This window comes from Amycolatopsis iheyensis (assembly GCF_024703995.1).
GTDB classification, from domain to species: Bacteria; Actinomycetota; Actinomycetes; order Mycobacteriales; family Pseudonocardiaceae; genus Amycolatopsis; species Amycolatopsis iheyensis.
On sequence record NZ_JAMXQV010000029.1, the window covers coordinates 73,614 to 98,559 of the forward strand.

Consider the following 24,946-nt stretch of genomic DNA (forward strand, 5'->3'; position numbering starts at 1 on the left):
AGGGTGTGGTCAGCCGTCGGAGCAGCAGGCGCCGGAGCCCCTGGAGACGACCGGCAGCGGGGTGTGGGTGGCCGGGGCGTCGCCGAACGCGACGCGGCGGCTGGCGCCGAAGGCGTCCATCCACCGCGCGACCTGCGGACGCAGCTCGGGGTCGGACATGACCATCGCCGTAGTCACCGGACGCGGGCTGCAGCCGCGCAGCGCCTTGGCCTGGTGCGCGCCGGCGCCGAACTCGACCGTGCGGAGGCCCTCGGCGTAGGCGTCGCGGACCGGCGCGTCGAGCACGAGCGCGAAGTAGATGCCGCTGCGCTCGCCGATCGCGGCGTAGTCGAAGCCGGCCCACTTGGGGAAGAGCCGGTGGTGCTTGCGGATCACGACGCAAATGGCGACCAGGGCGTCGTCCTTGGTGCCGAGGTAGGCCCGGACGTCGGAGCCCGCGTCGATCAACGCGGTCAGCATCTCGGCGATGTGCGCGGGCTCTTCGCCGGCGCCGTTCTTCTCCCGGTTGAGGCAGGTCAGCTCGGCGATCCGGGCGACGTGGGGACGGATGGCCTCACCGTCCACGCGCTCGACGTGCACACCGGCCGCCTCGGCGCGGCGGACGTCGCTCTTGATCCGCTGCCGCTTCTTCAGTGGGAGCGCGGCGAGGTGCCCGTCCCAGGAATCGGCGTCGAGCCGCAGATAGTCCTCATAGCCCCAGAAGGTGCTGTGGCCACCGACCTGGTCCAGTGCGGTGACGAGCGCGTCGTTGCCGCTGCGCCCGGAGATCCAGGGAGCGACGATGCAGCGGATGCCCTGCGCGAACGCCGCCGGCGCCAGCTCGGCAACGAGCTGTGCCATCAGGTTCGGCGTCCAGAAGTTGTAGGCCACCTCGGTGCGGTAACCCAGCGGCGAGCCGAGCAGCAAGGCGGGGAAGAACGGATCGACGCCGAGCGCGTCGACCTCGCCGCTGATGCAGGCGTCCGTCTGCGCGCCGCAGCAGACCTCCTCCCCGCTCGGTGCCTGCCAGCCGAGGTAGGTCCGCGGCTCGTGGTCGACCACCGGCGGCACGGTCATCACATACCCGGGCAGCAGCGCGAGTTCGCCCCGCGCCCGGGTCGCGATCGTGTGCCACGGCTGCAAGTCGGTCAGCGCCTTCTCGCTGGCGCTCAGCCACGTCGGGCCGAGGTAGGGGAAGACGTCGGTGAGGTCGGCCAGCTCCCCCGCCCAGTCCATGTCCGGCAACCCCTGGCCCGTGCTCACCACGACCCGCGGCGATCCGCCCATCGTTCCTGTCCCTCCGATCGGTCTTCAGCACTTCACGCAGCAACGGACCTTGCCGACGTCCTCGGCGTCGGCACGGCGCTCGATCCACAGCTGTTCGACGCGGCGGTCCGGGTGCGTCCATTCGACCCACAGCCCGCGGTCGACGGTGGCGATGTCCTCCATCCAGGGCGACGACAGCAGCGGCGATCCCTTGAACAGCAGCAGCCGGGTCTGCAGAGCTGTCGGGTCGGTGACCTTCGCCAGCCCGGTCTCGATGAGGAAGTCCTCGAAGGTGAGCAGTTCGTCGTACTCCACCCAGGGGGTGAACGGGATGAACGTCGGGTACAGCACGAACCCGATGCGTTCGGCCTCGGCGATCGCGGCGCGCATGTGGTCGACGTCGATGTGCTTGTCGAAGATCCGCAGGATCCGGTTCGACGGGAACTCCAGCGCCGAGGTGACCTTCACCAGTCCGAGCGACACGAGCTCGGTGAGTTCCTTCTGGTAGCTGAGGATGTGGTCGACGCGGGTGGTGAACTCGAAGGTGATCGGGCCGATCTCCTTGACCAGGCGGCGGACGACGCCGGCGCCGATGGTGCGGGAGTTGAAGAACTCGGCGTCGATGAAGCAGAAGTGCCGCACGCCTTCCTCGGCCAGCTGGAGGCAGTCGGCCAGGACGGTGTCGGCGTTGTACGCGGCGACTCCGCCGTCATAGGCGCCGTACACCGAGCAGTACGTACATTTGTGGTGGCAGCCGCGCGTGGTCTCTACGTTGCCCATCAACCCGTATGGTGAATGGTGCGCCGGATAATGCACCAAGGACGGGAACAAATCACGAGCCGGCGCCGGGACGGTGATGCGCCGGTGCGGCGGTTTCGGCCGCATTCCCTGCGCGGTCATCGATGCCGGCACGGTGGCGACCTCGCGCTCGCCGCGGGCGACCTCGGCGAGTTCGGTCGCGACGAGCTCTGGTTCTTCCATCACGATGGCGTCGACCGTTTCGAGGAACCTGCGGTGGTTCATCTGGGCGTACTGCCCGAACGCGACCAGCTTGGCGCCACCGAAGGATTCTCGCAGCCGGGCGGAGAGGTTCAGGCCGCGCTCGACGCCCTCGAACTGCTGCACCGACAGCAGGACCAGGTCGAACTCGCCTTCCGGTACGACGTCCGGGTTCTTGTGGGCGTCCCAGCCGACGACGTCGGCACCTTGCGCCCGCATCGCGGCACCGGCGCAGGCGGAAGTCAGCGGCTGAAGCTCGGCTTCGAAAGCGGACGCGACGAGTACACGCGCAGCGGGCATGCTTCCCCCACAACTGAATCGGACAAAAAGGATTTGGTTCCCCCAGCGGAACCGGCCCGGCGGCGGGCCTCTCCTCGTACGAGGCATCACGATTGCACGCTTCAGCGATACATGTCAATGGATCGATAAACGCAGGTAGATCACGGTTTTCAAGGTCGGAATTCATCCTTTCGGACGTTGTGATCACGCCCGCGCCGGACTCCGCGGAGGACATCCCCCGACCATCGGCGGGTATGGACCGAGGTCCTTTCATCGACTAGCATCGATTAAAGCTGGGGGCAGCTGCACGTCCTCCGCATCGCGAAATCCGGTCCCCGATGTCAAGGATGGTGGCATGGACAAGATCCTCGAGGTCCTGCGCTTGGCCTGGGAGAATTTGGTCGACCTGAGCATCTTCTTCTTCATCGCCCTGGCCATCGCGGCGATGGTCGACCTGCTCTACCTCGACGTCGTCGCGCGCCGCTCGTTCCGCAAGCACGGGTTGCTGGGTGTCCTGTTCACCACGTGCCTCGGCGCGTTCAGCCCGTTCTGCTCCTTCACCGTCATCCCGTTGATCCGCAAGCTGTTGCGGGGCGGCGTGCCGCTGTCGGCGGTGATGTCGTTCTGGATCGCCTCTCCCGCCATGGATCCGCCGATCTTCGCGTTGACCGCGAAGGAGATCGGCCTTCCGCTGGCGACCGCCCGCCTGCTGGGCGCGCTCGTGCTCGCGATCGGCGCTGGTGTCATCATCCTGCTCGTCGAGAAGCGCGGCGGCTTCAAGGACGTCCTGCGCCCGGAGAAGAAGCCGGCTGTCGACGAACGGGAGCGCGCCGCCGCGCCGGCCGAGGTCGCGGTGGCCACCAGTGGCGGCAGCGGCACGACCGTCCTCACCGAGGCACCCGCGACGACCGGCGGCACGGCGCCCGAGGACGACGATGACGACGGCGCCCCGTGGTGGCCGCAGGCGAAGGCGAGCCTCAAGTCGAAGCGGAACTGGCGCATCACCGGCCGGAACTTCCTGCGCGACACGGTATCCCTGGGCAAGTGGCTGGTCTTCGCGTGCGTCTTCGAAGGCGTCATCCGCGTCTACGTCCCGAACGGCATCATCACCAGCATCCTCGGCGGCGACAAGGGCTGGCTGGCCATCCCGCTCGCGGCGGTCATCAGCATTCCGTTGTACCTCAACGGTGTCGGTGCGATCCCGATCGTCGGTGGCCTGCTGGCGAAGGGCATGGCGCAGGGCGCGGCGGTGACGTTCCTGCTCGCGGGGTCCGTCACGACCATCCCGGCCATGGTCGCGGTTCGCAGCGTGGTCAACAACAAGGTGTTCGCGCTGTACATCGCGTTCGGCATGCTCGGCAGCATCCTGCTCGGCTTCCTCGCCCAGCTGCTCTTGTGAACTTGTGCCGGGCGGGCGGCACCCCTCCCGCCCGCCCGGCACGACCACAGCGAATCCGTTGACGTGGAAGGACTTCACTTGTCCGTACCCGAGGTTCTGTTCGTCTGCATCCACAACGCCGGTCGCTCGCAGATGGCGGCGGCCTTCCTGCGCCACCATGGCGGTGACCGGGTCGTCGTGCGCTCGGCGGGCTCCGCACCGGCCGACACCGTGAATCCGGCCGTCGTCCTGGTCATGGCCGAGCGCGGCATCGACATCTCCGGCGAGCATCCGAAGAAGCTGACCACCGAGAGCGTGGAACGCTCCGACGTCGTCATCACGATGGGCTGCGGAGACGCCTGCCCGATCGTTCCCGGGACGCGCTACCTGGACTGGAAGCTCGAAGATCCCGCCGGACGCCCCGCCGAGGAGATCCGCCCGGTCCGCGACGACATCGAGCGGCGGGTTCAGGATTTGCTTTCGGAGCTGACCGGCGCGACGGCGGGCCGGGCCGCGAGCGATACCGGGACCGCGGCGACGGTGAGCGCGCCGAGCACGAGGAACGCCGTCGAGTAGCTGCCGGTGAGCGCGGCCAGCGCCGCACCGGCATATGGCGCGACCGCCGACATGGTCACCATCGGCGCGGACAGCAGGCCGCTGAGCCGCCCGTACCCGGCGGTGCCCCACCGGTCGGCGACCGCGGTCGCCTGCAGCAGCGTGAACACCCCGCGCGCCATCCCGGCCAGCACTGAGGCGCAAACGAGGGTCACCCCCGAGGTCAGCACGCCCAGCAAGGTGGTCGTGGCCGCGAGCACGACGATGACGACGGCAGTGCGGGTCCGGACGCCGGTGCGGTTCACCAGCGTCGCGAACCCCAGCCGCCCGGCGACCTGGCCGGCCCCACCCAGGCCGAGCGCGATCGCGGCCATGCCCGTCGACAGCCCGCGCTCGGCGAGCAGTGCTACGAGGTTGACGACGACGGCGTAGGTACCGAGCGCGGTCAGGCTGAACGCAGCGACCAGTGCGAGGAACGCCGGACTCCGCGCTTCGCTGCGCGGCCTCGACGGCAGCTCGACGTCGGCGACGACCGGCGGCCATTCGCGGCGAAGCCCGAACCAGTGGCCTGGGACGGTGACGACGGCGAGCACGACCGCGAGGACGAGGTAGGTGCTCCGCCAGTTCAGGTGCTCGACCAGCAGCGCGGTCAGCGGGGCGAACACGGTACTGGCGAACCCGGCGACGAGCGTCAGCGTCGTCAAGGCCCGGACGCGGCGAGGACCGTACCAGCGGGTGAGCGCGGCGAACGCCGGCGGGTAGAACGTCGCGGCCATCGCCAGCCCGGCGCAGACCCAGCCGAGGAAGAACCACGGCAACGTGCGCGCGGTCGCGATCACCACCACCGCCACCACGCCGACCACGGACCCGGCGGTCATCAGCAGGCGTGGACCCCGCCGATCAAGCAGCCGTCCCACCGCGATGCCCGTCACGGCGGAGACGAGCAGCGCGACCGACAGCGCCGCGGTGAGCGCGGCCGGCGACCACCCGGTATCGCGAGCGATGGCCGGGACCAGCACGGGAAAGGCGTAGAACAGCACGCCCCAGCTGATGATCTCGGTGACGCAGAGGACGGCCAGCACCGCGCCGAGCTTGCGGTCGGTCAACGGAGCTCGGCGAGCAGCTCCCGCACCCGCCGATCGATCTCGTCCCGGATCGGCCGGACGTCCTCGACGCCCTTGCCCGCCGGGTCTTCCAGCTGCCAGTCCAGGTACCGCTTGCCGGGGAAGATCGGGCAGGCATCCCCGCAGCCCATCGTGATCACGACGTCGGCGGCCTCGACCGCGTCGGTCGTCAGCTTCTTCGGCACCTCGCGAGAAAGGTCGAGCCCGACCTCGGCCATCGCCTCGCGCACGGCGGGGTTGATGCTGTCGGCGGGCGCGGAGCCGGCCGAACGCACGTCGACTGCGCCACCGGCGTGGTGGGCGAGCAGCGCGGCGGCCATCTGGGAGCGGCCGGCGTTGTGCACGCAGACGAAGAGGACTTCAGGCTTGCCGGTCACGGGTGTTCTCCCCTTCGACGTGCGGGACGGGCAGCATCGTCGCGATGATCGCGGCGAAGACGAGGCCGCACACCGCCGCGACGGCCAGGCCGGTGAACGACCACAACACCAGTACCCAGACCACGCCCGCGAGCGCGCCGGCCGCTTGGCGATGGCGAAGCATCCACGTCCAGGTGCGTGTCATCGGGGGCTCCTTGCGAAGCGGCGGGTCAGGTAGCCGGCGATCAGCGGGATGCCGAGGAAGATCAGCACGCTCTTGGCGATCTGCCATCCGGACACGGCGAGGTCGGCCTGCGGGAGGCCAAGCCAGCCCGGCAGGACCGAGAGGTAGAACCAGCCGAGCAGCCCGAACGCGATCACCTGGAACACCGAGTTCAGCGCGACCAGCACGGCGGCGGCTTCCCGGTCGCCGCACGCGAGGTCGTTCCAGATGATCACCATGGCGATGCAGCGGGCGAGGCCGACGATGATCAGCCCGGTCCGGTACTCGGTCAGGTCCGGCAGCAGCAGCCAGGCGAGGGCGAACATCAGCGCCGGGCCGATGATCCAGTTCAGCACCAGGGAGGGCCACAGCAGCCGCCGGTCGCGGGTGACGGTGCCGAGCCGGTCGTAGCGGACCTTCGCCAGGACCGGGTACATCATGACCAGCAGTCCGAGCGCGATCGGCAGCGAAATGCCGTCGACCTGCACCGCGGACAGCGCGGTGTTCAGGCCGGGTATCCAGCGGCCGGCGAGCAGCCCGGCGACCATCGCGGCCGCGATCCACACCGGCAGGAACTTGTCCAGGGTGGACAGTCGCGGCGGCGCCTCGGCGATCGTGGTCACGCGGTGACCGTCTCGCTCGTGGTCGTGAGCACCGCCGACAGTCGCGCCAGCACCTCGGGGTGCACGCGGTAGTAGATCCAGGTGCCGCGCCGGTCCCCGGTGACCAGCCCGGACTCGCGCAGCACCTTCAGGTGGTGGGAGATGGTCGGGCCGGTCAGGTCGAAGGCGTCGGTCAGGTCGCACACGCACGCCTCACCTCCGGCGTGGGAGGCGATCAGCGACAGCAGCCGCAGCCGGACCGGGTCGGCCATCGCCTTGAACAGGTGCGACAGCTCGACTGCCTGGTCCTGCGTCAGCGGCTCCCGGGCCAGGGGCGCGCAGCAGGCGTCCATCGCGACGAGCGGCAGTTGCTTAGACATGCCTCTATATTGACAGATTCACATATAGACGGCAATCTAAGTTCGTCTACTTAGACAGATATCTATCCAAGGAGGCAGTGAAGATGTCACGGGTACAGCTGGCCCTGCGGGTCGGGGACCTGGCCGGATCGATCGACTTCTACTCGAAGCTGTTCGGGACCGACCCGGCGAAGCTCCGGCCGGGCTACGCGAACTTCGCGATCGAGGAGCCGGCGCTGAAGCTGGTTCTGCTGGAGGGCGAGCCGGGCCAGGAGACGGTGATGGACCACCTCGGCGTCGAGGTCGAATCGAGCGACCAGGTCAACGCCGCGACTCAGCGGCTGACCGGCGAGGGGCTCGAGACGCTCACCGAGGACGACACCACGTGCTGCTACGCGGTGCAGGACAAGGTGTGGGTGCACGGACCGGGCAAGGAGCCATGGGAGGTCTACACGGTCAAGGGTGACTCGACGACGTACGGCACCGGCAGCGCGGCATTGGTTACCCCGGCGACGTGCTGCACGCCGGACGCGGAGACCGGCGCGACGGCCAAGCCGGAGGGTTGCTGCAACTGAAGCCCCGGAGCCGGTGCGCAATCGAGGGGCGCACCGGCTCCGCTCAGCTGCCGACCCGCGTGCTGCGGCGTTCGATCATCACGACGTCCCGCCACAAGCCGTGATACTGCCCAACGCGTTCGCGGACGCCGATCTCCCGAAATCCGGCCCGGCGATGCAGTTCCCGGCTGGCGGTGTTCTCGGGGAAGACGCCGCTCTACTTGTGCCAGAACTTCACGCCGCTCCACGTGACCGTGATCGGCCCCGCGCCGCTCGAGGTGCGGTAGCTGCCGAACTTGTCGTAGTAGCTGCCCGATGGGCTCGAGATCGTCTGCTTCAGCGAGCCGTTGAGGTACACCTTGTGCGAGCTGCCGACCTGGTTGATCGTGTTGACCCGCACCGACGTGCCGACGGTCGCGCCGCTGCCGAGCGTCGCCCCGCCTTCCACTGCGTACATCCGGCCGCCCTTCTCCACGGCCAGCAGGAAGTACGGGCCCGCGTTCGAGCCGTCCCGGAACGTCTGCTTGAGACTGATCCGGGAGCCGGTCATGCTGGTGATCTTGAAGGACCCCTCGAACTGGTGGGTGCCGCCGCTGTAGGTGTCGTACCGGCGTTCCGCCCGCTGCTCACCGCTGGTCGAGGAGCAGGTGAGCTTGAAGGTCAGCCCGGAAACCTGGCCGCACCCCTTCTGCTGGGTGTTGTAACCCGGCGAGTCCGAGACCCACGGGCCCGTCCCGACCTGGGCGCCCGCTGCCGGGGCCAGCACCGCCAGCCCCGTCACGACCGCCGCGAGCACGCCCGCGCCGCGAAGTCTGCGCACCGTCAACCTCCTGTGTCACTCGAGGCGGCGGTACGCCGGACACCGGTCCAGACCTTTTGTCTCGACGTTACTGTCCTGACGTGGCCATGACTGTACGAGCCCGGCCGGTCACGGACAAGACCCGCTTCAGTCCCGCGGGGTGAGCAGGACGATCGGGATCACGCGCTCGGTCTTCGCCGCGTACTCGTCGTAGAGCGGGAAGATGCCCGCCATCTCCGGCCAGAGCACCTCGCGCTCGGCGGGGGTCGCGACCCGGGCGCGGGCGGTGAACCGGCGGGGGCCGACCTGCACCCCGACGCTCGGCTCGGCCTCGAGGTTCTTGAACCACGCGGGATCGTCGTCGGAGCCCGCCTTGGAGGCGACGACCACGAAGTCGTCCCCCGAGGTGCCGTAGATCAGGCAGGTGCGGCGGGGCTCGCCGGTCCGGCGGCCGGTCGTGGCGAGGATGAGGGTGAACACGCCGCCGGACTCGTGCCCCTGGGCGCCGTCCGAGGCGAGGTAGGCGCGGGTCTGCTCGGCCACCCAGTCCCAGGCCGAGTCGGTGGCGCGGTCGAGGTCGTCGGCGACGGCCATGGTGGTGGTCCTTTCGTTCCAGTGCTCCAGCCGGGTTCTCGGACCACGTACCCGGAGTGTTCCAGCCGGATCGTCGCACTGCGAACTTTTTTCCCGGGCGGTGTCGAATCCGGTCGAGCCCGTTCGACACACTGGCGCAAGCAGGCCGAGACCACGTAGGAGCACCCCATGCGCACCCTCATCGCCACCGCCTTCGTCTCGCTCGACGGGGTCGTCGAAGCCCCCGGTGGCGAGTCCGGTTACCGCAACACCGGCTGGACGTTCAAGGACATCGAGTTCGACCCGGCGGCCTACGAGCTCAAGGGCCGCGAGCAGGGTGAATCCGCGGCGATGCTGATGGGCCGGGTCAGCTACGAGGCGTTCTCGCCGGTGTGGCCGGGCATGACCGAGGAGTTCGCCGGCTACAACGCCATGCCCAAGTACGTCGTGTCGACGACGCTCGCCGAGTCCGACCTCGTGGCGAACTGGGGCGAGACGACGATCCTGCGTTCACTCGACGACGTCGCCGCGCTGAAGGAGACCGAGGGCGGCCCGATCACCGTCCACGGCAGCGCCACCCTGAACCGCGCCCTGGCCGACGCCGGCCTGCTCGACCGCTACCACCTGCTGGTGTTCCCGGTCCTGCTCGGCGCGGGCAAGCGGCTGTTCAGCGACGCCGACAAGGACAAGCAGAACCTGAAGGTCGTCGAGGCCGAGACGTACGGCAACGGGATCCAGAAGCTCGTCTACGACGTGATTCACTAGAACAGGTGTTCGATCCTGGTGTAGGCTGGAGGTCATGACGCCGGGCCTCCAGTCTTCACTGTTCGACACCCAGGAGTCGGTCTCCCTGCGCACGCTCGCGCCGGAGCGGACCGACCTGGGCTCGGGCGCGTGGGTCGACGTCCAGCCGGGCTGGCTGGCGGGTGCGGACGAGCTGTTCACGGCGCTGGTCGAGGGCGTGCCGTGGCAGGCGGAGAAGCGGAAGATGTACGACCGCGTGGTCGCCGTGCCGCGGCTGCTCAGCTACTACCGCGAGAACGTGCCACTCCCCCATCCGGTGCTGGCGGCGGCGCGGGAGGCGTTGAGCAAGCACTACCTGCGGGAGCTGCGCGAGCCGTTCCGCACGGCGGGCTTGTGTTACTACCGCGATGGCCGCGACAGCGTCGCGTGGCACGGCGACCGCATCGGCCGCGGGGCGCGGGAAGACACCATGGTCGCGATCCTTTCGGTGGGCGCCGCGCGCAACCTGGCCTTGCGTCCGCGCGGTGGCGGCGGCAAGACGCTGGCCCGGCCGTTGGGGCACGGCGATCTGCTCGTGATGGGCGGGAGCTGCCAGCGGACCTGGGAGCATGCGGTGCCCAAGACGGCCAAGGCGGTGGGGCCGCGGATCAGCATCCAGTTCCGGCCGCGCGGGGTGAACTGAGCCCCCGGGCCGGGCCTTGATCCACAGAGGACTCCGTACGATGTCGGCGTGTTCTCCCTCGCCGAACCGCCGCTCTTCGCCCGGCTCCGGTCGGCCCGCCGCGTCCTCATCGCCGGCGCCGGTGGCGGTTTCGACGTCTACGCCGGGCTTCCCCTCGCCGCCGCCCTCAGGACCCAAGGCAAAGAGGTCCACCTCGCCAACCTCGCCTTCAGCGACCTGAACCGGCTCGACCTCGACGACTGGCTCTCCCCCGACGTCGCCCGGGTGCGGCCCGGCAGCGCCGGCGACGACGCCTACTTCCCGGAGCGGACCCTCGCCCGCTGGCTCGAGTCCCGCGGGTGGCCGGCGGTCGTCCACGCCTTCCCCCGCACCGGCGTCCAGCCGCTGCGGGATGCCTACGAAAGCCTCGCCGCGCACCTGGCCGTCGACGCCGTCGTGCTCGTCGACGGCGGCACCGACATCCTGCTGCGCGGGGACGAGTCCGGTCTCGGCACGCCCGAAGAGGACATGACCAGCCTCGCCGCGGTCGCCACGCTCGACGGTGTCGACAAGCTGGTCGTCAGCCTCGGCTTCGGCATCGACGCCTTCCACGGCGTCTGCCACGCCCACGTGCTGGAGAACCTCGCCACCCTCGAGCGGGCCGGCGGGTTCCTCGGCGCGCTCTCGATTCCGTCCGGCTCACCGGAAGCCGAGGCCTACCTGGACGCCGTCGCGCATGCGCAGCGGGCCACGCCGAGCCGGCCGAGCATCGTGCAGGGGCAGATCGCCGCCGCGTTGCGGGGCGAGTTCGGGGACGTCCGGTTCACCACGCGCACCGCGGGCAGCGAGCTGTTCGTGAACCCGCTGATGGGCGTCTACTTCAGCGCGGACCTCACGACCCTCGCCGCCGGAGTCGGCTACCTGGCCGACCTCGCGACCACGAACACCGCCCCCGAGGTCGCGCTGGCCATCGAAGCGCACCGCGACGGCGTCAAACGGCGGCCGCGGCGGGCCATCTCGCATTGACGGCTCAGTCCACCAGCACCGGGAGCTCGTCCAGGCCGTACACAATGGACACCTTGCGGAACGACAGCTCCTCCGCAGGCACCGCCAGCCGCAGGTCCGGGAACCGCCGGACCAGCGCCGGGTACGCCGTGCGCAGCTCCATCCTGGCCAGCTCCGCGCCGATGCAGCGGTGGATCCCGTAGCTGAACGCCAGGTGCGACGTCGGCTCGCGGGTGGCGTCGAACTCCTCCATCCCCGCGCCCAGCTTCGGGTCGCGGTCCGCCGCCGACAGCGACACCAGCACGATGTCGCCCTCGCTGATCTTGACGCCCGCGATCTCCATGTCTTCCTTGGCGAAGCGCGGGAACGCCATCTGCACCACCGTCAGGTAGCGCAGCAGCTCCTCGACGAACCGGTGCACGGACTCGTCGTCGCCGCGGACCGCTTCGAACGCCGTTTCGTCGCGCAGCAGCACCAGCGCGCCGAGCGCGAGCATGCTCGCCGTGGTCTCCAGGCCACCGGTGAGGACCCCGTCGGCCAGGCCGGCCAGCTCGCGGTCGTCGATCTCGTCGCCGTGTTCCTTGATCAGCATGCCGAGCAGGCCGTCGCCGGGCTCTTCGCGCTGCTTCTTGACGATGTCGAGCAGGTAGGTGAGCGACTCCGACATCGCACCCAGCGACGCGCTCGCGCCGCCGAAGAGGTCGAACCGGGCGGTGCTCAGCCGCTGGAAGTCCTCACGGTCCTCATAGGACACGCCGAGCAGCTCGCAGATGGTCAGCGACGGGATCGGCAGCGCGAACGCCTGCCACAGGTCGACCGGCCCGGTCGCCTTCGCCATGGCGTCGAGCTGCTCGGTGACGATCTCGTCGATCCGCGGGGTCAGCCGGCTCAGCCGGCGCATGGTGAACTCGGGCGTGAGCAGCTTCCGGAGCCGGGTGTGCACCGGCGGGTCCGCGAAGCCGAGCCCGCCCGGGTTCTGGTCCTCGGTCACCCCCGCGTTGCCCACCAGGTTGGTGAAGTCGCTGGAGAACCCGGTCGCCTTGCCGAGGACGGCCTTCGCCTCGTCGTAACCCGTGACCAACCAGGCGTTCATCCCGAACGGCAGGTCGAGCTTGCTGATCGGGGCCTCGGCGCGGATCGCCCCGATCTCGGCGACCGGGTCGAGACCTTCGCGCTTGAGCGGCAGCAGCGCCGAATCGGGCAGGATGGACGACATCTTCTCGAGGTCGAAGCCCTTTTTGGACTGCCAGGCGAGGTACCGGCGCCCGACCCAGCCCAGGACCCGTGAGCGGAGACTCCCCATGTCTTCGACAGTACCGCACTAGCCCGATCGGGTGACCGACGGCGAGACGGGCCTCACGCGGGCAAGCTGGACCGCGTGTCCGGGTACGACGAGTGGCAGTGGGTGACCGAGCACCCTTCGACCTTCGAGGACGACGGGCGGCTCACGTTCGTCCGCGACACCACGGCCGACGCGGTCTTCCGCGCCCACGGCCTCGACCCGGCGCGGGCCCGGCCGCGGAAGCTGATCGAGACGTGGGGCCCCTCGGGCCTGCCCCACGACGGGCGCCCGTGCGTCCGGCTCGCGACCGAGGGCGCGTGGACCGCGGTGATCCAGCCCGTGCGCGCGAGCGCGGACGGGGCCGGCCGACCGTCGCCCCTGGCGGCGTTGGGCCCCGAAGTCTTCTCGGTCGCCCTGAACACCATGGGCCCCGGCGAGCTGAGCCACTTCCTCGACGGGCGCCCGCGGTTCGTCATGGGGCTCGGCGAGCCGTACGACTCGCGCACCGGAGACCTCGCCGAGCGCTGGGCCGGGCCCCTGCGGGCCGCCGGGTTCTTCACCGCGTCCAGGCCGCCCTCTCCGGCCGCCGAGCTCGTCGCCGCCCTCGCGATGGGGTCGCGGGAGCTCGGCTTCACCCTGTCCGCCGAGCGGTGCCGCGGGCCGTTGCCCACGGTCTACCGGTGACCACCCGGCGGTAGCTCCCGGTTCTCCGTGATCAGCCCGTGTTCGCTGGCCGCGTAGTGGAAGTACGGCCGGCCCCGGTCGTCGGTGCCGGTGAAGAGGGTCTTCGACCGGCCGTCCGCCTCGGTGTTCACGCCGTTGGTGCGGGCCAGCACCCCCGACGCGGACAACCATTCACGCGAAGCCCCCACCGGCCGCCAGTTCCGGCCGTCGCCGGTCAGGTCGCCGAGGATCTTCGTCATCTCGGCCGCGCCGGAGATGCGCAGGTTCTGGTCGTCGGTGATGTTCGCCGTGGCGTCGGTCGTCAGCGGGTAGGACCAGGTGTGCCGGGCGGCCGCGCGTACCCGGCCGTCCACAGTGGACGTCGAGGTCTGCTGGCCGGCGTCGCCCTGGACGACGTGCTGGGTGAAGCCGCCACCGGTGACGTCGTCGCTGTTGCGGTAGTCGCGGGTCCGCTCGACGCGCGTGTAGACGCGGCCGGCGGAGGTGTCGACGTACCCGGCGGTCACGTCGTGGCGCTTCGCCGTCACGGTGACGTTCACGCCGTCCTTGATGTCCCGCACCGTTTCCTGCCGCGCCGGGGCCGCCGCGACGTCGTGCTGGGTGAGGGCGCCGGACGTCGTCGCGGCGTTTTTGTCGGTGTAGAGCAGTAGCGTCGGGACGACGGTGAACTCACCGCCGATGTCCGGGAAGGAGAAGGAGAGATCGTGCGTCCCACCATCCACGAGCCGGCCCGCGAAGGGCGTGATGTCGTAGGTCTCGGCGTGCAGGCTGAAGGTGTCGATCGCGACGATCGGGCGCCACAGCTGCGGCACGATCCCGCCGGAGTAGATGTGCGGGAAGGTGAACGCGCTGCCCGCGCCGGTCCCGTCGATCGCGAAGTTCGCTTCGCGGTAGGGCCCCTTCCCGCAGAGCCCGGCGGCCGGGTACTTCGCCGAGACGGCGTCGGGCACGTCGTCGAACCACTGCTCGTCGCAGGCGTGCCCTTCGAGCGTCACCTCGAGGTAGGCGCGGGTGATGTTGCGCGGCAGGTCCTTCGCGGTGAAGTGCACGGTGGGCGCGGCCGGCGTCGCGTCGACGTGCCCGAAGCCGGCGACGTGGTCGGCGGTCTCGGGCGCGGGGTGCTTCCGGTCGGCCTGGTAGTAGGTGAGCGTCACGGTCTGGGCGTAGACGCCGGTGTAGATCGGCGAGTTGTAGTTCTCGATGCCGCCGTGGAAGGGCTGCGGCGTGCGCAGCAGCACCGCGTAGGGCGTCAGGTCCTTGTCGAAGTGGTAGGTGATCGGGCGGGTGCCCTCCCCGCTGGGCTCCTCGGTCGTCCCCCACCAGACCTCGGTCTGCCCGATCCGCAGGTCGCCGATCCGGTCGTACTGGCGGCCGCTGACGGTCACCGTCTGGTCCAGCACGACCTTCGCCCACGGCCCGGCGCAGGCCTTCGGCGGCGCGAGCGTGCCCTCGTAGAACCGCGGGGTGCCGTCGGCGGCGTTGGAGCGGAAGGCGTCGGCCAGCGTGACGGTGCAGTGCGGGGTGTCCGGCCTGGTCACCGGCGGCGCGGCCGTCACGGGATTGTCGGTGCTCCCCTCCACAACGGGCCCGGCGGAAAGGGGCGCGGCCGAGGCGACCGCCCCGGCGAACACCCACGTCAGCACCACGGAAAGGACGATCGTGAAGATCCGCACCCGGACTCCTCCCTGCGGCAGGCACACCGCAGCGAAGCCTAGTGCGGTAATCGTGCGACGAACGGCGGGAAACCGTGAGAGGCTCGGCACCGGAATCGGGAGGAACCGGACATGACAGCCGCGCTCATCGGGCGGGCGCACCCCGCCGCCGCGCTGCGGACCGAGCTCGACCGGGCCGTGGCGAGCCACGGCGGCCTGGTCCTGGTCACCGGCGAGGCCGGCATCGGCAAGACCACGCTCGTCACCGGCCTGGCCGAAGACGCCCGCCGGCGCGGCGCTTGGGTGCTGGCCGGCACGTGCTGGGACTCCGACAGCGCGCCCGGGTACTGGCCGTGGGTCCAGGTGGTCCGGGCGCTGCGGCGTGCGCTGCCGGAAGAGGAGTGGGCGCGGCTCGACACGGCGACGCTGTCGGCGCTGCTCGGCGAATCCCCGGGCTCGGACGGCTTCCGGCTGCACGACGCGGTCACGACCGCGCTGGCCGCGGCGGCGCACGATCGCCCGGTCGTGGTGGTGCTCGACGACCTGCACTGGGCCGACGCGGCGTCGCTGCGGCTGCTGGAGTTCGCCGCGCGGCACACGTGGTTCGAGCGGCTGCTGCTCGTCGGCGCGTACCGCGATGTGGAGGCCGAGGCACCCGGTCATCCGCTGCGCGAGCTCGTCCTGCCGCTGGTGGCGAAGGCGACCACGGTGACGTTGACCGGGCTGGCGCCGAGCGAGGTGGCCGAGCTGATGAGCCGCACCGCGGGCACCGAGCCGGATCCCGCGCTGGCCGCCGAGGTGCACCTGCGGACCGGCGGCAACCCGTTCTTCGTCGAGCAGACCGCGCGGCTCTGGCACAGCGGCAGCCCGGTGTCGGCGGTCGCGCCGGGGGTGCGGGATGCGTTGCGGCGGCGGCTTTCCCTGCTGCCCGCGCCGGTCACGCGGCTGCTGACCGACGCGGCGGTGCTGGGCCGGGAGTTCCACCGCCGGATCCTCGCGGTGCTGGCCGGGGTGCCGGTGCCGGAAGTCGACCAGCTGCTGGCCCGCGCGGCCGCGGCACGCCTGGTGACCGCGCTCGGCGAAGGCCGGTTCGCCTTTGCGCACGACCTCGTGCGCGAGGCGCGCTACGCCGAGCTGGAGCCGGCCGAGGTCCGGCGAAGACACGCCGCGGTGGTCCACGCGCTCGACGCGGCTCCCGACCTGGCGCCGCTGGTGTTCGCGGCCGACCGCGCCCGGCACGCCTACCTCGCCGGCGCCGAGGTCGAGCCCGCGCGGGCGGTCGAGCTGCTGGTGGCCGCGGCGCGCGACGCGAGCGCCCGGCTGGCGAACGACGAGTCCGTCGGCCACTACCGGCGGGCACTGGAGCGGGCCACCGAGCCGCGGCGGCGCGTCGTGCTCGCGCTCGATCTGGGCACGGTGCTGACCCGCTGCGGTGATGGCGAAGAGGCGTGGCGTGTCTTCGAAGAGGCCGTCGCGCTGGTGCGCGAACTCGACGACGACAGTTTGCTCGCGCGGGCCGCGCTCACCCTGTCCCGCACCGCGCCGACCGGGGCGCGCCTCGCGTGGACGTCGGATCTCCTGGTGGCGGCGCACGAACGGCTGGCGGGGAAGCCCGCGGAGCCGTTGTCGCTGGACCGCGTCACGCTGGAGCTGGCCGCGCGGGCCGCGGTGCTGGCGCGCGACGGCGAAGACGATCAGGAGCTGTCGTTCACGCTGTGGGCGCGCCACGACCTGATCTGGGGTCCGGGCACCGCCCGGGAGCGGGAGCGGCTGACCGACGAGCTGGCGGTGCTGGCCCGGCGGACGGGTGATCGTGAGAACGAGTTCTTCGCGTCGTCGCTGAAGTGGGTCGCGCTGCTGGAGCAGGGCGACCCGCGCTACCTCGAGCAGTACCGGTCGTTTCAGGGGCTGACGGCCGGCAGCGGCCTGCCCTTCGCCGAGTTCGCGGCGTTGCTGGACCGCAGCATCGTCAGTGCGCTGCGCGGCCGGTTCGCCGAGGCGCACGCGGATCTCGACCGCGTCGAAGCGACGTACGGGCGCGAGCTGGGGTACATGGTGGACCAGGTGCGCTGGAGCCACCTGCTGCTGCAGGGCCGTTTCGACGACCTGGCCGCGTGCACGGCCCGGCTGGCCGCGGGCGACCACCCGCACCCGGACCTGCTGGCGGCGCTGACGGCGGTCCGGCAAGGCGACGCGACCCGCACGGTGATGGGCCCGTTCTCCCGCGAGTTCGCCCCGATGTGGCTGCGCTACCAGGCCCAGGCGGCGGCGCTGACCGGCGATCGCGAAGCGTGCTCGCGGCTGCTGACCGAGCTCACGCCGCACTCCGGCGAGTGGCTGGTGGCGCTGTACGGCTGCGAGATCAGCGGCCCGGTGGACCTCTGGGCGGGGCTGCTCGAAGCCGCGCTCGGCCACCAGGATGCGGCGATCTCGCGCCTGACGGCGGCAGCGGCTTCGGCGGACCGCCTGCGCCTGCGCCCGTGGGCGGCGGAGGTCCGGGCCCGCCTGGCCGCGGTGCTGTCCGAGCGCAACGCTCCCGGCGACGCGGACCGGGCGGCCGCGTTGACGGCGGTGGTCCGGGCCGAGGCGTCGGAGCTGGGCATGCCACACCTCGCCGCGCCACCGGCGGCCCCCGCAGCGGTCCCGGCCAACGAGTTCCGCCGCACGGACGAGGTGTGGACACTGCGGTTCGCGGGCCGTGAGATCCGGGTGCCGGACGCGAAAGGCCTGCGAGACTTGCACATCCTGCTCGGCTCCCCCGGCACGGAGATCCCGGCGGTCCGCTTGCTGGCCCCGGAGGCCGACACAGCGCCCACCCTGGGCGGCGACCCGGTCTTGGACGAGACGGCGAAGTCGGCGTACCGCCACCGCCTGGACCACTTGGACACCCGGATCGACGAAGCCGCGGCCCTGGGCAAGGACAGCCTGGCGGCGGACCTGGACCGAGAACGCGAGGCACTGCTGGCGGAACTGCGAAGGGCAGCGGGCCTGGGCGGCCGAACCCGCCGCCTGGGCGACGAGGCCGAGCGAGCCAGGAAGGCGGTGACGGCCCGGATCCGCGACACACTGCGCAAGCTGGCGGACTCGCACCCGGAGCTGGCCAAGCACCTGAACACAACGGTGACAACGGGTTCGTCGTGCCGTTACGCGCCGGGGGCTGACATCCGGTGGCGCCTGTGAGGCCGTAACAGCAGCGGCCGCCGGCCGACCCTCTTGTCATGACGATGACCGATCTGGCCCCCTTGACGCTCCCGGAGTGGGCGGTTCCCACAGCTCCTCGCCGGCAGTCGGTCGAGGAGCACCGCATCGGCATCCAGGCGAAGTGGTGGCGCACGGAACTGGACCGGCGGGGCCTTCCCGGCGAGCGTCCGGCCGGGCCGTGCCTGACGCGCGCCGAAGTGTGGGCGCCGGCCGACGACGTGTTCACCCTGCTGTGGCGTACCTTGGCGTGGGGCTCCGGCTCGCACCTACGGCTGAACGCGCGGCGCCTGGACAGCATCAAGGCCGATGTCCACGGCGCGGAAGCTGTCCTGACCGAAGCCGCGGAAGCCTCGCGCCGGGATCCGGCATACGCCTTCGACCTCCTGCGCCCGGGGCAGCGGAACAGGTTCCGTGCGTTCGGCCCCTCCTTCTTCACGAAGTTCTTGTACTTCGCAGGCGGCGGCGACCCGGACCACCCGTGCCTCATCCTCGACCGCGTGGTCGCGACCGCGCTGCGCGACCACTGCGGCTGGGAATCACTCCACCGCGCCGGGCCTTGGCCGGCCGTGACCTACGAGCGGTACTGCACCCTGCTCGCCCGCTGGGCCACGACCGCCGGCCACGCAGCCGACGAACTCGAACTCACCCTCTTCACTTCCGGTTGTAGAGCCGCATGGTCAACGTCCCGAACACTGCCACCAGCAGCACCGACGCGCCCAGCGTGATCAGCACCGCCGGCACGTCCCACGACCCCGCCATCATGGACCGCACGCCGGTCACCAGGTGGGAGATCGGGTTGATGTCCACGAACACCCGCAACCAGCCCGGCATCGTCGCCGGGCTGACGTAGATGTTCGACAGGAACGTCAGCGGGAAGATCACCATCATGCTCACCCCCATCACCGACTTCTCGCTCCGCAGCAGCAGCCCGAACATCGTCCACACCCACGAAAACGCGAACGAGAACACCAGCAGCAGCGCCACCCCCGCGGCCACCCCCGGGAACCCGCCGCCCGGGCGGAAGCCCAGCACCAGGCCCACCACCATGATCACCACCGACGCGATCAGGTACCGGAGCACGTCGCCCAGGAGGTAGCCCACCATCGCCGACGGGCGCCAGATCGGGAGCGTCCGGAAGCGGTCGAACACGCCCTTCTCGATGTCCGTGTTCACCGCTATCCCCGTGTACATCGTGATCATCACGACGCTGCTCGCGAGGATGCCCGGCAGGAAGAACTGCAGGTACTCCCCCGGCGAGCCGGCCAGCGCGCCGCCGAAGAGGTACGTGAACATCAGTGTCATCATGATCGGGAACGCCGTCACGTCGAACAGCTGCTCCGGCACGTGCTTGATCTTCAGCACCGCGCGCCAGCCGAAGGTCAGCGACGTCGAGAGCGCGCCCGGGCGCGGCGGCCGCCGGGTGGCGACCAGCACGGCCGCCAGGTCTTCCGGCTTCGGTGCGGCGAGTTCGGTTTCCTTGACTGCGGTGGCGCTCACGCTGCTTCCTCTCCGCTCGCGGTGTGGTCGGTCAGGGCCAGGAACACCTCGTCGAGGCTGGGCTGGCCGAGTGCGAAACTGTCGACGGTGATGCCGGCGGCCGCCAGCTCGGCCAACGCTCGGGCGGACTGCTCCGCGGCCGCCGCCTCGCCCGCCGCGGCGGTGAGCCTCGCAGTCAGCGCCACCGGGTCGGGCTCGTGCTGGATCGCCGCGTCGACCGCCCGGGACAGCACGGCTTCCGCGGCCTCGCGCTGCGCGGCATCGCGCAGACGTAGGTGGATCGCGCCCGCGCCGACCGACGCCTTCAGCTCCCCTTGCGTGCCCTCGGCGATCACGCGGCCGTGGTCGATCACCGCGATCCGCGACGCCAGCTGATCGGCCTCGTCGAGGTACTGCGTGGTCAGCAGCACGGTCGTGCCCTGCGCGACGATCGCGCGCACGATGTCCCAGACCTGGTTGCGGCTGCGCGGATCCAGCCCGGTCGTCGGCTCGTCGAGGAACAGCAGGTCCGGCGTGTTGAGGATGCTCGCGGTGATGTCGAGCCGCCGCCGCATGCCGCCGGAGTAGTGCTTGACCTGCTTGTCGGCGGCCTCGGTCAGGCCGAACGCCGCGAGCAGCTGCGCGGCCCGCTCGCGCGCCGCGGGCCGGGTGTGGCCAAGCAACCTTCCCAGCAGCACCAGGTTTTCCGCACCGGTCAGGTCTTCGTCCACCGACGCGTACTGCCCGGTGAGGCTGACCCGGCCGCGCACGGCGTCGGCCTCGCGGACGACGTCGCGGCCGAACACTCGCGCCTCGCCGTCGTCCGGGCGCAGCAGGGTGGCGAGCATGCGGACGGTCGTGGTCTTGCCGGCGCCGTTGGGGCCGAGGACGCCGTAGACGGTGCCGGCCGGCACCACGAGGTCGACCCCGTCGACGGCCCGGGTGTCGCCGAAAACCTTGACGAGGCCGGTGGTTTCGATCGCGGGTGAGTTCATCTGCGGTCCTTTCACGCGCAGTAGGGACGGGCCCGGCGGGCGTCGCGCAGCGCGAGCCCCCACCAGGTGAGTTCGTCGAGCAGGGCCGGGACGCACTCGTCTTCGAACGACGGGGCGAGCAGGTCGAGGGCCACCGCGTCGCGCATCGTCACGGCGTGCAGCTCCAGGAAGACCTCCCGCAGCTGCGCGACGGCGTGGCGGCCGCGGGCGCGGTAGCCGTAGGAGACGAAGCCGACCGGCTTCGCGCGCCACTCGTCGTAGGCGAAGTCGATCGCCTGCTTGAGCGGGCCGGGAAAGCTGCGGTTGTACTCGGGCGTGACGACGACGTACGCCTCCGCCCGGGCGACGCGCTCCCGGAACCGGGTCAGCCCCGGCGTCGGCGCCGCCGGGTACGCCGCCGGGAGCTCCGCCTCGGCGAGGTCGACCGGGTCGAGGTCGAGCCCCGCCCGCCGGGCCGCCGTGGCCGTGAACCACCGGCCCACGCGCGCGCCGGCGCGGCCTTCGCGGGTGCTGCCGATCAGCACCACCACCCGCAGCGGCGGCCCACTGTCCATTCCGGTCTCCTCTCGCCTGCTACCGGGAAGGCGCGAGATGCGCCGCCAGATCGAATCTGGCTGAAACGTTTCATCCGCGTGGTAGGCTCACGCTTTCTCGGCGAGGGGGTGCGTTGGTCGGCATCAAGGACGTGGCGAAGCGGGCAGGCGTTTCGATCGGCACGGTGTCCAATGTGGTCAACCGGCCGCACGTGGTCGCCGCGGCCACCCGGAACCGGGTGCTGTCGGTGATCGAGGAGCTGGGGTACGTCCGCGACGAGTCCGCGCGGCAGCTGCGCGCCGGCCGCAGCCGGATCATGGGACTGCTGGTGCTCGACCTCGGCAACCCGTTCTTCGTCGACGTCGCGCGCGGCGCCGAACAGGCCGCGCACGCCGAGGGCCTCAACATCATCACCTGCAACAGCGGCCAGCGGTCCGACCTCGAAGCGTCCTACCTCGCGATGTTCGCTGAGCAGCGGGTCCGCGGCGTGCTGCTGAGCCCGGTCGCGACCTCCGGCGAGGCCCTGCGCGCGTTCCGGCGCAGCGGCACGCCGTACGTCTTCGTCGACCGGAAGGCGCCGACGTCGGAGGCGAGTTCGGTGGCGGTGGACGACATCGCGGGCGGCGCGCTGGCCGGCCGCCACCTGCTGGAGACCGGCCACCACCGGATCGCGTTCGTCAACGGGCCGGCGATCCTCGCCCAGTGCCGCGACCGCGAGCAGGGCGTCCGCTCGGCGCTGACGGGCTCGTCGGCGGAGCTGACGGTGCTGGAGGCGATCGGCCTGGACGTCACGTCCGGCCGCGACGCCGGCGCGCGCCTGCTCGGCATGAGCCCCCGCCCCACGGCGGTGTTCTGCGCGAACGACCTGCTGGCGCTGGGCGTGCTGCAGGCGATGGTGGGCGCGGGCGTCCGGGTGCCGGACGAGATGGCGATCATCGGCTACGACGACATCGAGTTCGCGGGCGCGGCGGCGGTCCCGCTGACGTCGGTCCGCCAGCCGGCGCAACGCCTCGGCCGCACGGCGGCGGAGCTGCTGCTGGCGGAAACGGCGGAGACGACGGCGGAGCGCCAGGCGGTGGTGTTCACCCCGGAACTGGTCGTCCGCGAGTCGACCCGGGTGCGCCGCTAGCCTCGGCGAGTCGCGCGGTCTACCCGGCCAGTCGCGGGTAGAGCGGTGGCTCGCGCGTTCCGACGTCCTTGGTGATCTGCGTGCGCAGCTCACTGGTGCGCCTCTGCAATACCCTGAAGTCGACCGTGCCGAGCGCCCCGTCGGAGCCGGTTCGCTCGGCCGCCTTCTTCAGCGAATTCATGAAGGCGAAGTACTTCTCGCGAGCCGCCGCCGACAAATACATCCCGCCGCCCTGGAAATACCAGTCGGTGAGCCGATCGATCAGTTCGGCCGCCCCGTCACCGGTCACCGCGGTCGGCCGATAGCGGGAGAACGACTGTGTCCAGGACCACAGTTCCGCGTACGCCTTGAGCCGCTGGGAGCGCAGACCTCGGTCGTACTCGACGTGCAGTTCATGGCGCACTTTCCAAGCCGTCACGAAGTACGTGAGCAGACCCGTCACCAACGCGGCGGCGACCGCGCCCGCGATTCCGATGAGCAGAGATCCCACCTTCGCACTCCCTACATGAGGCCGAGGGCCCTGTCGTCGATGTCTCCCGACTCCTCCGGCGGCACCCGGGTCGCGTACAGCTCCGCCCTCGCCTGGGCCCGCCGTTGCGCGCCGTGCGCCGAAACGCCGAAAATGGCGCCGGGAATCGCTCCGACGACGATCCCGACGATCGGACCAGCCGCACTCCAGACGGCGTCGAAGTGTGACAGGTCGCCGCTGGCCCGCCAGAACATCACTCCGACCAGGCCCAGGAAACCGAGTACGACGATCGCGGTCGGCCAGCTGACTCGCTGCATGGACACCTCCATTGCCTTCGGTTGTTCAGGGCGGTAGTCGGTTCGCCTCCGGTCGGTGCTACAGCGGCGATCGAATCGTTGCGCGACCGCGGAGCGGCCGAGACGGCCGGCGGCCAGACAAGGCGAGATAAATCGGTTGGCGGCCCGTGCGAGACTGTCGACCATGGGGCTGCTGTCTTGACCGACCGATGGGTGCGGCTGCAGGCCGTCGCGGTGTCCGGTTCCGCTGCCGAAGGGCTGATGCTCGCCGCGCTTCCGCTGCTTGCCGTCTCGCTCACCACCGATCCGCGGGAGATCTCGCTCGTCAACATCGCCGGGCAGGCGCCGTGGCTGCTGCTCTCCCTCTTCGCCGGCGTGCTCATCGACCGGGTGCGGCGGACCACCGTGCTCGCCTGGGCCTACGCCGTGCAGGTCGGGGCCGCGCTCGTGCTCGGCGCCGTCGGGGTGGCCGGGTTGCTGAGCCTGCCCGTGCTGCTCGTCGTCGCGTTCGTCGTCACCTCCGCGCAGGTGCTCGGGGACGGCGCCAGCGGGGCGCTCGTGCCCGAGGTCGTCGAGCCGGATCGGCTCGCCCACGCCAATGCGCGGCTCACCGTGATCGACCGGGGTGTCGTGCAGTTCGTCGTGCCGCCGCTGACCGGGTTCCTGATCATCGCCGGCGCCGGCGCGCCCGCGTGGCTGGCGGCCGCCTGCGCGCTGGCCGCGCTCCTCATGGCGCGGCGCATCCCGTCCGAGTCGAGGACCCTCGCGCGGACCCACCCGCTGCGGGACCTCTCGGCCGGGCTCACGCACCTGGTCCGGACGCCGCTGCTGCGGTCGATCACCATCAACGTCGCGCTCGGGTCGTTCGCGGCCAGCGCGAGCAACTCGATGCTCGTGCTGTACGCGACGCAGATCCTGCATGTCGGCTCGGTCGGGTACGGCCTGCTGCTCGCCTGCCTCGCGGTCGGCTGGGTGGCCTCTTCCTTCGTGGTGCAGAAGATCGTCGACCGCTTCGGGTACTCGTGGTCGATGCGCGGCTCGCAGGGCCTCGGCGCGGTGGCGCCGCTGCTGCTGGCCGTGCTGCCGCCGTGGCCGCCGCTGATCGGCGTCGTGCTGGTCTTCCTGACCTCGACGGTGCTGGTCTGGAACGTCTGCTCGCAGTCCAGCCGCCAGCGCTTCACCCCGGCCCCGCTGCTGGGCCGCGTGCTGACCAGCCACCGCGCGCTCGCCTGGGGCCTGACCCCGCTCGGCGCGCTGACCGGCGGCCTGATCGCGGCGCACTGGAGCCTGCGGGGCGTCTGGCTGGTGGTGGCGGCGATCCAGGCCCTCAGCGCGGTGCTGGTCTGGTTCCAGCTCTCCCCCGCGGCCTTCCGCCGCACCGAGCTCGCCATGGCGCGGGCCTGACGTGCGCACCGCGGCGACGTTCCGGCTGCACGGCCCCCCGGCCGAGGTGACCCGCCGCCTCGGTGTCCGCCCGAGCACCGCGACGGACTCCCTGTGGTGCCTTACTTCGCCACCGTCGGACAGCGAACTGGCCGTACACCTGACCCGGCTGCTCGACGTCCTCGAGCCCCACCGGGCCGCGCTGTGGGAGCTCGCCGAGGCCGGCCACCCCGCCGACTGGTTCTGCCTGGTCGCCTCGCACGCCACCGAGCACGCCGTCGAACTCGACCGCCGCCTGCTCGGACGGCTGCTCACGCTGCCCGGCGAGCTGCTGCTCGACGTCTGCGGCGACGAACGCGACTGAAGCCGGGTGGCGGGCCGGGTCGGGG

General features: G+C 71.1%; 27 protein-coding genes and 1 pseudogene. 12 read left to right on the plus strand and 16 right to left on the minus strand.

The window, feature by feature from the left end:
* Nucleotides 1-9: 9 nt before the first annotated feature.
* Both M8542_RS39955 and arsL read right to left on the minus strand, forming a co-directional pair.
* Nucleotides 10-1,266 carry a GNAT family N-acetyltransferase gene (locus M8542_RS39955; protein WP_257925577.1) on the minus strand — a complete coding sequence of 419 codons (1,257 nt, stop codon included), beginning with the start codon at nucleotides 1,264-1,266 and terminating at the stop codon, nucleotides 10-12.
* A gap of 24 nt (nucleotides 1,267-1,290) precedes the next feature.
* Nucleotides 1,291-2,544 carry an arsinothricin biosynthesis radical SAM protein ArsL gene (arsL, locus tag M8542_RS39960; RefSeq protein WP_257925578.1) on the minus strand — a complete coding sequence of 418 codons (1,254 nt, stop codon included), beginning with the start codon at nucleotides 2,542-2,544 and terminating at the stop codon, nucleotides 1,291-1,293.
* Between the two features lie 334 nt (nucleotides 2,545-2,878).
* Here arsL and M8542_RS39965 point away from each other — a divergent pair, with 334 nt between their 5' ends.
* Together M8542_RS39965 and M8542_RS39970 are read left to right on the plus strand one after the other, a co-directional pair.
* A complete protein-coding gene (locus tag M8542_RS39965; protein ID WP_257925579.1) occupies nucleotides 2,879-3,922 on the plus strand; it encodes a permease in 1,044 nt (347 codons plus the stop codon).
* 78 nt (nucleotides 3,923-4,000) lie between these two features.
* Nucleotides 4,001-4,477 carry an arsenate reductase ArsC gene (locus tag M8542_RS39970; RefSeq protein WP_257925580.1) on the plus strand — a complete coding sequence of 159 codons (477 nt, stop codon included), beginning with the start codon at nucleotides 4,001-4,003 and terminating at the stop codon, nucleotides 4,475-4,477.
* Here M8542_RS39970 and M8542_RS39975 read toward each other — a convergent pair.
* The 5 genes and pseudogenes from M8542_RS39975 to M8542_RS39995 all read right to left on the minus strand — a co-directional run bounded on the left by M8542_RS39975 (nucleotide 4,369) and on the right by M8542_RS39995 (nucleotide 7,141).
* The gene (locus M8542_RS39975) at nucleotides 4,369-5,562 is read right to left on the minus strand and encodes an MFS transporter (RefSeq protein WP_257925581.1); all 1,194 of its coding nucleotides are present in this window, start codon (nucleotides 5,560-5,562) and stop codon (nucleotides 4,369-4,371) included. The two genes, M8542_RS39970 and M8542_RS39975, sit on opposite strands and share 109 nt — an antisense overlap.
* The gene (locus M8542_RS39980; protein ID WP_257925582.1) at nucleotides 5,559-5,957 is read right to left on the minus strand and encodes an arsenate reductase ArsC; all 399 of its coding nucleotides are present in this window, start codon (nucleotides 5,955-5,957) and stop codon (nucleotides 5,559-5,561) included. The genes M8542_RS39975 and M8542_RS39980 overlap by 4 nt, the downstream gene beginning before the upstream one ends.
* Entirely contained in the window at nucleotides 5,941-6,141 is a 201-nt protein-coding gene (locus tag M8542_RS39985; RefSeq protein ID WP_257925583.1) for a hypothetical protein, read from the minus strand. The genes M8542_RS39980 and M8542_RS39985 overlap by 17 nt, the downstream gene beginning before the upstream one ends.
* A gap of 14 nt (nucleotides 6,142-6,155) precedes the next feature.
* Nucleotides 6,156-6,782: pseudogene (locus M8542_RS39990) on the minus strand (arsenic resistance protein); the annotation flags it as partial.
* Nucleotides 6,779-7,141 carry an ArsR/SmtB family transcription factor gene (locus tag M8542_RS39995; RefSeq protein WP_257925584.1) on the minus strand — a complete coding sequence of 121 codons (363 nt, stop codon included), beginning with the start codon at nucleotides 7,139-7,141 and terminating at the stop codon, nucleotides 6,779-6,781. The pseudogene M8542_RS39990 and the gene M8542_RS39995, both read right to left, overlap by 4 nt.
* A gap of 83 nt (nucleotides 7,142-7,224) precedes the next feature.
* Between M8542_RS39995 and M8542_RS40000 the strand changes: the two genes are divergently transcribed.
* Nucleotides 7,225-7,695 carry an ArsI/CadI family heavy metal resistance metalloenzyme gene (locus M8542_RS40000; RefSeq protein WP_257925585.1) on the plus strand — a complete coding sequence of 157 codons (471 nt, stop codon included), beginning with the start codon at nucleotides 7,225-7,227 and terminating at the stop codon, nucleotides 7,693-7,695.
* A 196-nt stretch (nucleotides 7,696-7,891) separates the two neighbouring features.
* Here the strand turns inward: M8542_RS40000 and M8542_RS40005 are convergent, their stop codons facing one another.
* Together M8542_RS40005 and M8542_RS40010 are read right to left on the minus strand one after the other, a co-directional pair.
* Complete coding sequence (locus M8542_RS40005; protein ID WP_257925646.1) at nucleotides 7,892-8,470, minus strand: hypothetical protein; 579 nt, start codon at nucleotides 8,468-8,470, stop codon at nucleotides 7,892-7,894.
* 150 nt (nucleotides 8,471-8,620) lie between these two features.
* Nucleotides 8,621-9,067 carry a nitroreductase family deazaflavin-dependent oxidoreductase gene (locus M8542_RS40010; protein ID WP_257925586.1) on the minus strand — a complete coding sequence of 149 codons (447 nt, stop codon included), beginning with the start codon at nucleotides 9,065-9,067 and terminating at the stop codon, nucleotides 8,621-8,623.
* A 168-nt stretch (nucleotides 9,068-9,235) separates the two neighbouring features.
* On the opposite strand from M8542_RS40010, the gene M8542_RS40015 reads away from it, so the two are divergent.
* From M8542_RS40015 to M8542_RS40025, 3 genes are read left to right on the plus strand one after another with little or no spacing between them, the layout of a single operon-like run.
* Entirely contained in the window at nucleotides 9,236-9,811 is a 576-nt protein-coding gene (locus tag M8542_RS40015) for a dihydrofolate reductase family protein (RefSeq protein WP_257925587.1), read from the plus strand.
* Nucleotides 9,812-9,845: 34 nt separating this feature from the next.
* Complete coding sequence (locus M8542_RS40020; RefSeq protein ID WP_257925588.1) at nucleotides 9,846-10,472, plus strand: alpha-ketoglutarate-dependent dioxygenase AlkB; 627 nt, start codon at nucleotides 9,846-9,848, stop codon at nucleotides 10,470-10,472.
* A 48-nt stretch (nucleotides 10,473-10,520) separates the two neighbouring features.
* Nucleotides 10,521-11,477: a DUF1152 domain-containing protein gene (locus M8542_RS40025; protein ID WP_257925589.1), complete on the plus strand. Its 957-nt coding sequence runs from the start codon at nucleotides 10,521-10,523 to the stop codon at nucleotides 11,475-11,477.
* 4 nt (nucleotides 11,478-11,481) lie between these two features.
* Here the strand turns inward: M8542_RS40025 and M8542_RS40030 are convergent, their stop codons facing one another.
* Entirely contained in the window at nucleotides 11,482-12,759 is a 1,278-nt protein-coding gene (locus tag M8542_RS40030) for a cytochrome P450 (protein ID WP_257925590.1), read from the minus strand.
* A 75-nt stretch (nucleotides 12,760-12,834) separates the two neighbouring features.
* Here M8542_RS40030 and M8542_RS40035 point away from each other — a divergent pair, with 75 nt between their 5' ends.
* The gene (locus M8542_RS40035; RefSeq protein ID WP_257925591.1) at nucleotides 12,835-13,422 is read left to right on the plus strand and encodes a hypothetical protein; all 588 of its coding nucleotides are present in this window, start codon (nucleotides 12,835-12,837) and stop codon (nucleotides 13,420-13,422) included.
* Here the strand turns inward: M8542_RS40035 and M8542_RS40040 are convergent.
* Complete coding sequence (locus M8542_RS40040) at nucleotides 13,413-15,095, minus strand: peptide-N4-asparagine amidase (RefSeq protein ID WP_257925592.1); 1,683 nt, start codon at nucleotides 15,093-15,095, stop codon at nucleotides 13,413-13,415. The genes M8542_RS40035 and M8542_RS40040 overlap by 10 nt on opposite strands.
* Nucleotides 15,096-15,206: 111 nt before the next feature.
* Between M8542_RS40040 and M8542_RS40045 the strand changes: the two genes are divergently transcribed.
* Both M8542_RS40045 and M8542_RS40050 read left to right on the plus strand, forming a co-directional pair.
* Entirely contained in the window at nucleotides 15,207-18,254 is a 3,048-nt protein-coding gene (locus tag M8542_RS40045) for an ATP-binding protein (protein WP_257925593.1), read from the plus strand.
* Nucleotides 18,255-18,292: 38 nt separating this feature from the next.
* Complete coding sequence (locus M8542_RS40050) at nucleotides 18,293-19,000, plus strand: 8-oxoguanine DNA glycosylase OGG fold protein (RefSeq protein WP_257925594.1); 708 nt, start codon at nucleotides 18,293-18,295, stop codon at nucleotides 18,998-19,000.
* Here the strand turns inward: M8542_RS40050 and M8542_RS40055 are convergent.
* The 3 genes from M8542_RS40055 to M8542_RS40065 are packed head-to-tail and all read right to left on the minus strand — an operon-like array spanning nucleotide 18,927 to nucleotide 21,300.
* On the minus strand, nucleotides 18,927-19,772 hold the full coding sequence (locus M8542_RS40055; protein WP_257925595.1) for an ABC transporter permease: 846 nt from the start codon (nucleotides 19,770-19,772) through the stop codon (nucleotides 18,927-18,929). The two genes, M8542_RS40050 and M8542_RS40055, sit on opposite strands and share 74 nt — an antisense overlap.
* Complete coding sequence (locus tag M8542_RS40060) at nucleotides 19,769-20,746, minus strand: ATP-binding cassette domain-containing protein (RefSeq protein ID WP_257925596.1); 978 nt, start codon at nucleotides 20,744-20,746, stop codon at nucleotides 19,769-19,771. Before M8542_RS40060 ends, M8542_RS40055 begins: the two co-directional genes overlap by 4 nt.
* Before the next feature lie 11 nt (nucleotides 20,747-20,757).
* Nucleotides 20,758-21,300 (minus strand): NADPH-dependent FMN reductase, encoded by a 543-nt coding sequence (locus tag M8542_RS40065; protein WP_257925597.1) that lies wholly within the window; start codon nucleotides 21,298-21,300, stop codon nucleotides 20,758-20,760.
* Between the two features lie 113 nt (nucleotides 21,301-21,413).
* Between M8542_RS40065 and M8542_RS40070 the strand changes: the two genes are divergently transcribed.
* Nucleotides 21,414-22,409, plus strand: a complete 996-nt coding sequence (locus tag M8542_RS40070; RefSeq protein WP_257925598.1) for a LacI family DNA-binding transcriptional regulator — start codon at nucleotides 21,414-21,416, stop codon at nucleotides 22,407-22,409.
* Nucleotides 22,410-22,428: 19 nt separating this feature from the next.
* Here M8542_RS40070 and M8542_RS40075 read toward each other — a convergent pair whose 3' ends face one another.
* Together M8542_RS40075 and M8542_RS40080 are read right to left on the minus strand one after the other, a co-directional pair.
* Nucleotides 22,429-22,899 (minus strand): hypothetical protein, encoded by a 471-nt coding sequence (locus M8542_RS40075; protein ID WP_257925599.1) that lies wholly within the window; start codon nucleotides 22,897-22,899, stop codon nucleotides 22,429-22,431.
* An 11-nt stretch (nucleotides 22,900-22,910) separates the two neighbouring features.
* A complete protein-coding gene (locus tag M8542_RS40080) occupies nucleotides 22,911-23,195 on the minus strand; it encodes a hypothetical protein (protein WP_257925600.1) in 285 nt (94 codons plus the stop codon).
* Nucleotides 23,196-23,372: 177 nt separating this feature from the next.
* Here M8542_RS40080 and M8542_RS40085 point away from each other — a divergent pair, with 177 nt between their 5' ends.
* Complete coding sequence (locus tag M8542_RS40085; RefSeq protein WP_257925601.1) at nucleotides 23,373-24,578, plus strand: MFS transporter; 1,206 nt, start codon at nucleotides 23,373-23,375, stop codon at nucleotides 24,576-24,578.
* 1 nt (nucleotide 24,579) lies between these two features.
* Entirely contained in the window at nucleotides 24,580-24,921 is a 342-nt protein-coding gene (locus M8542_RS40090; RefSeq protein ID WP_257925602.1) for a DUF4279 domain-containing protein, read from the plus strand.
* Nucleotides 24,922-24,946: the final 25 nt, after the last annotated feature.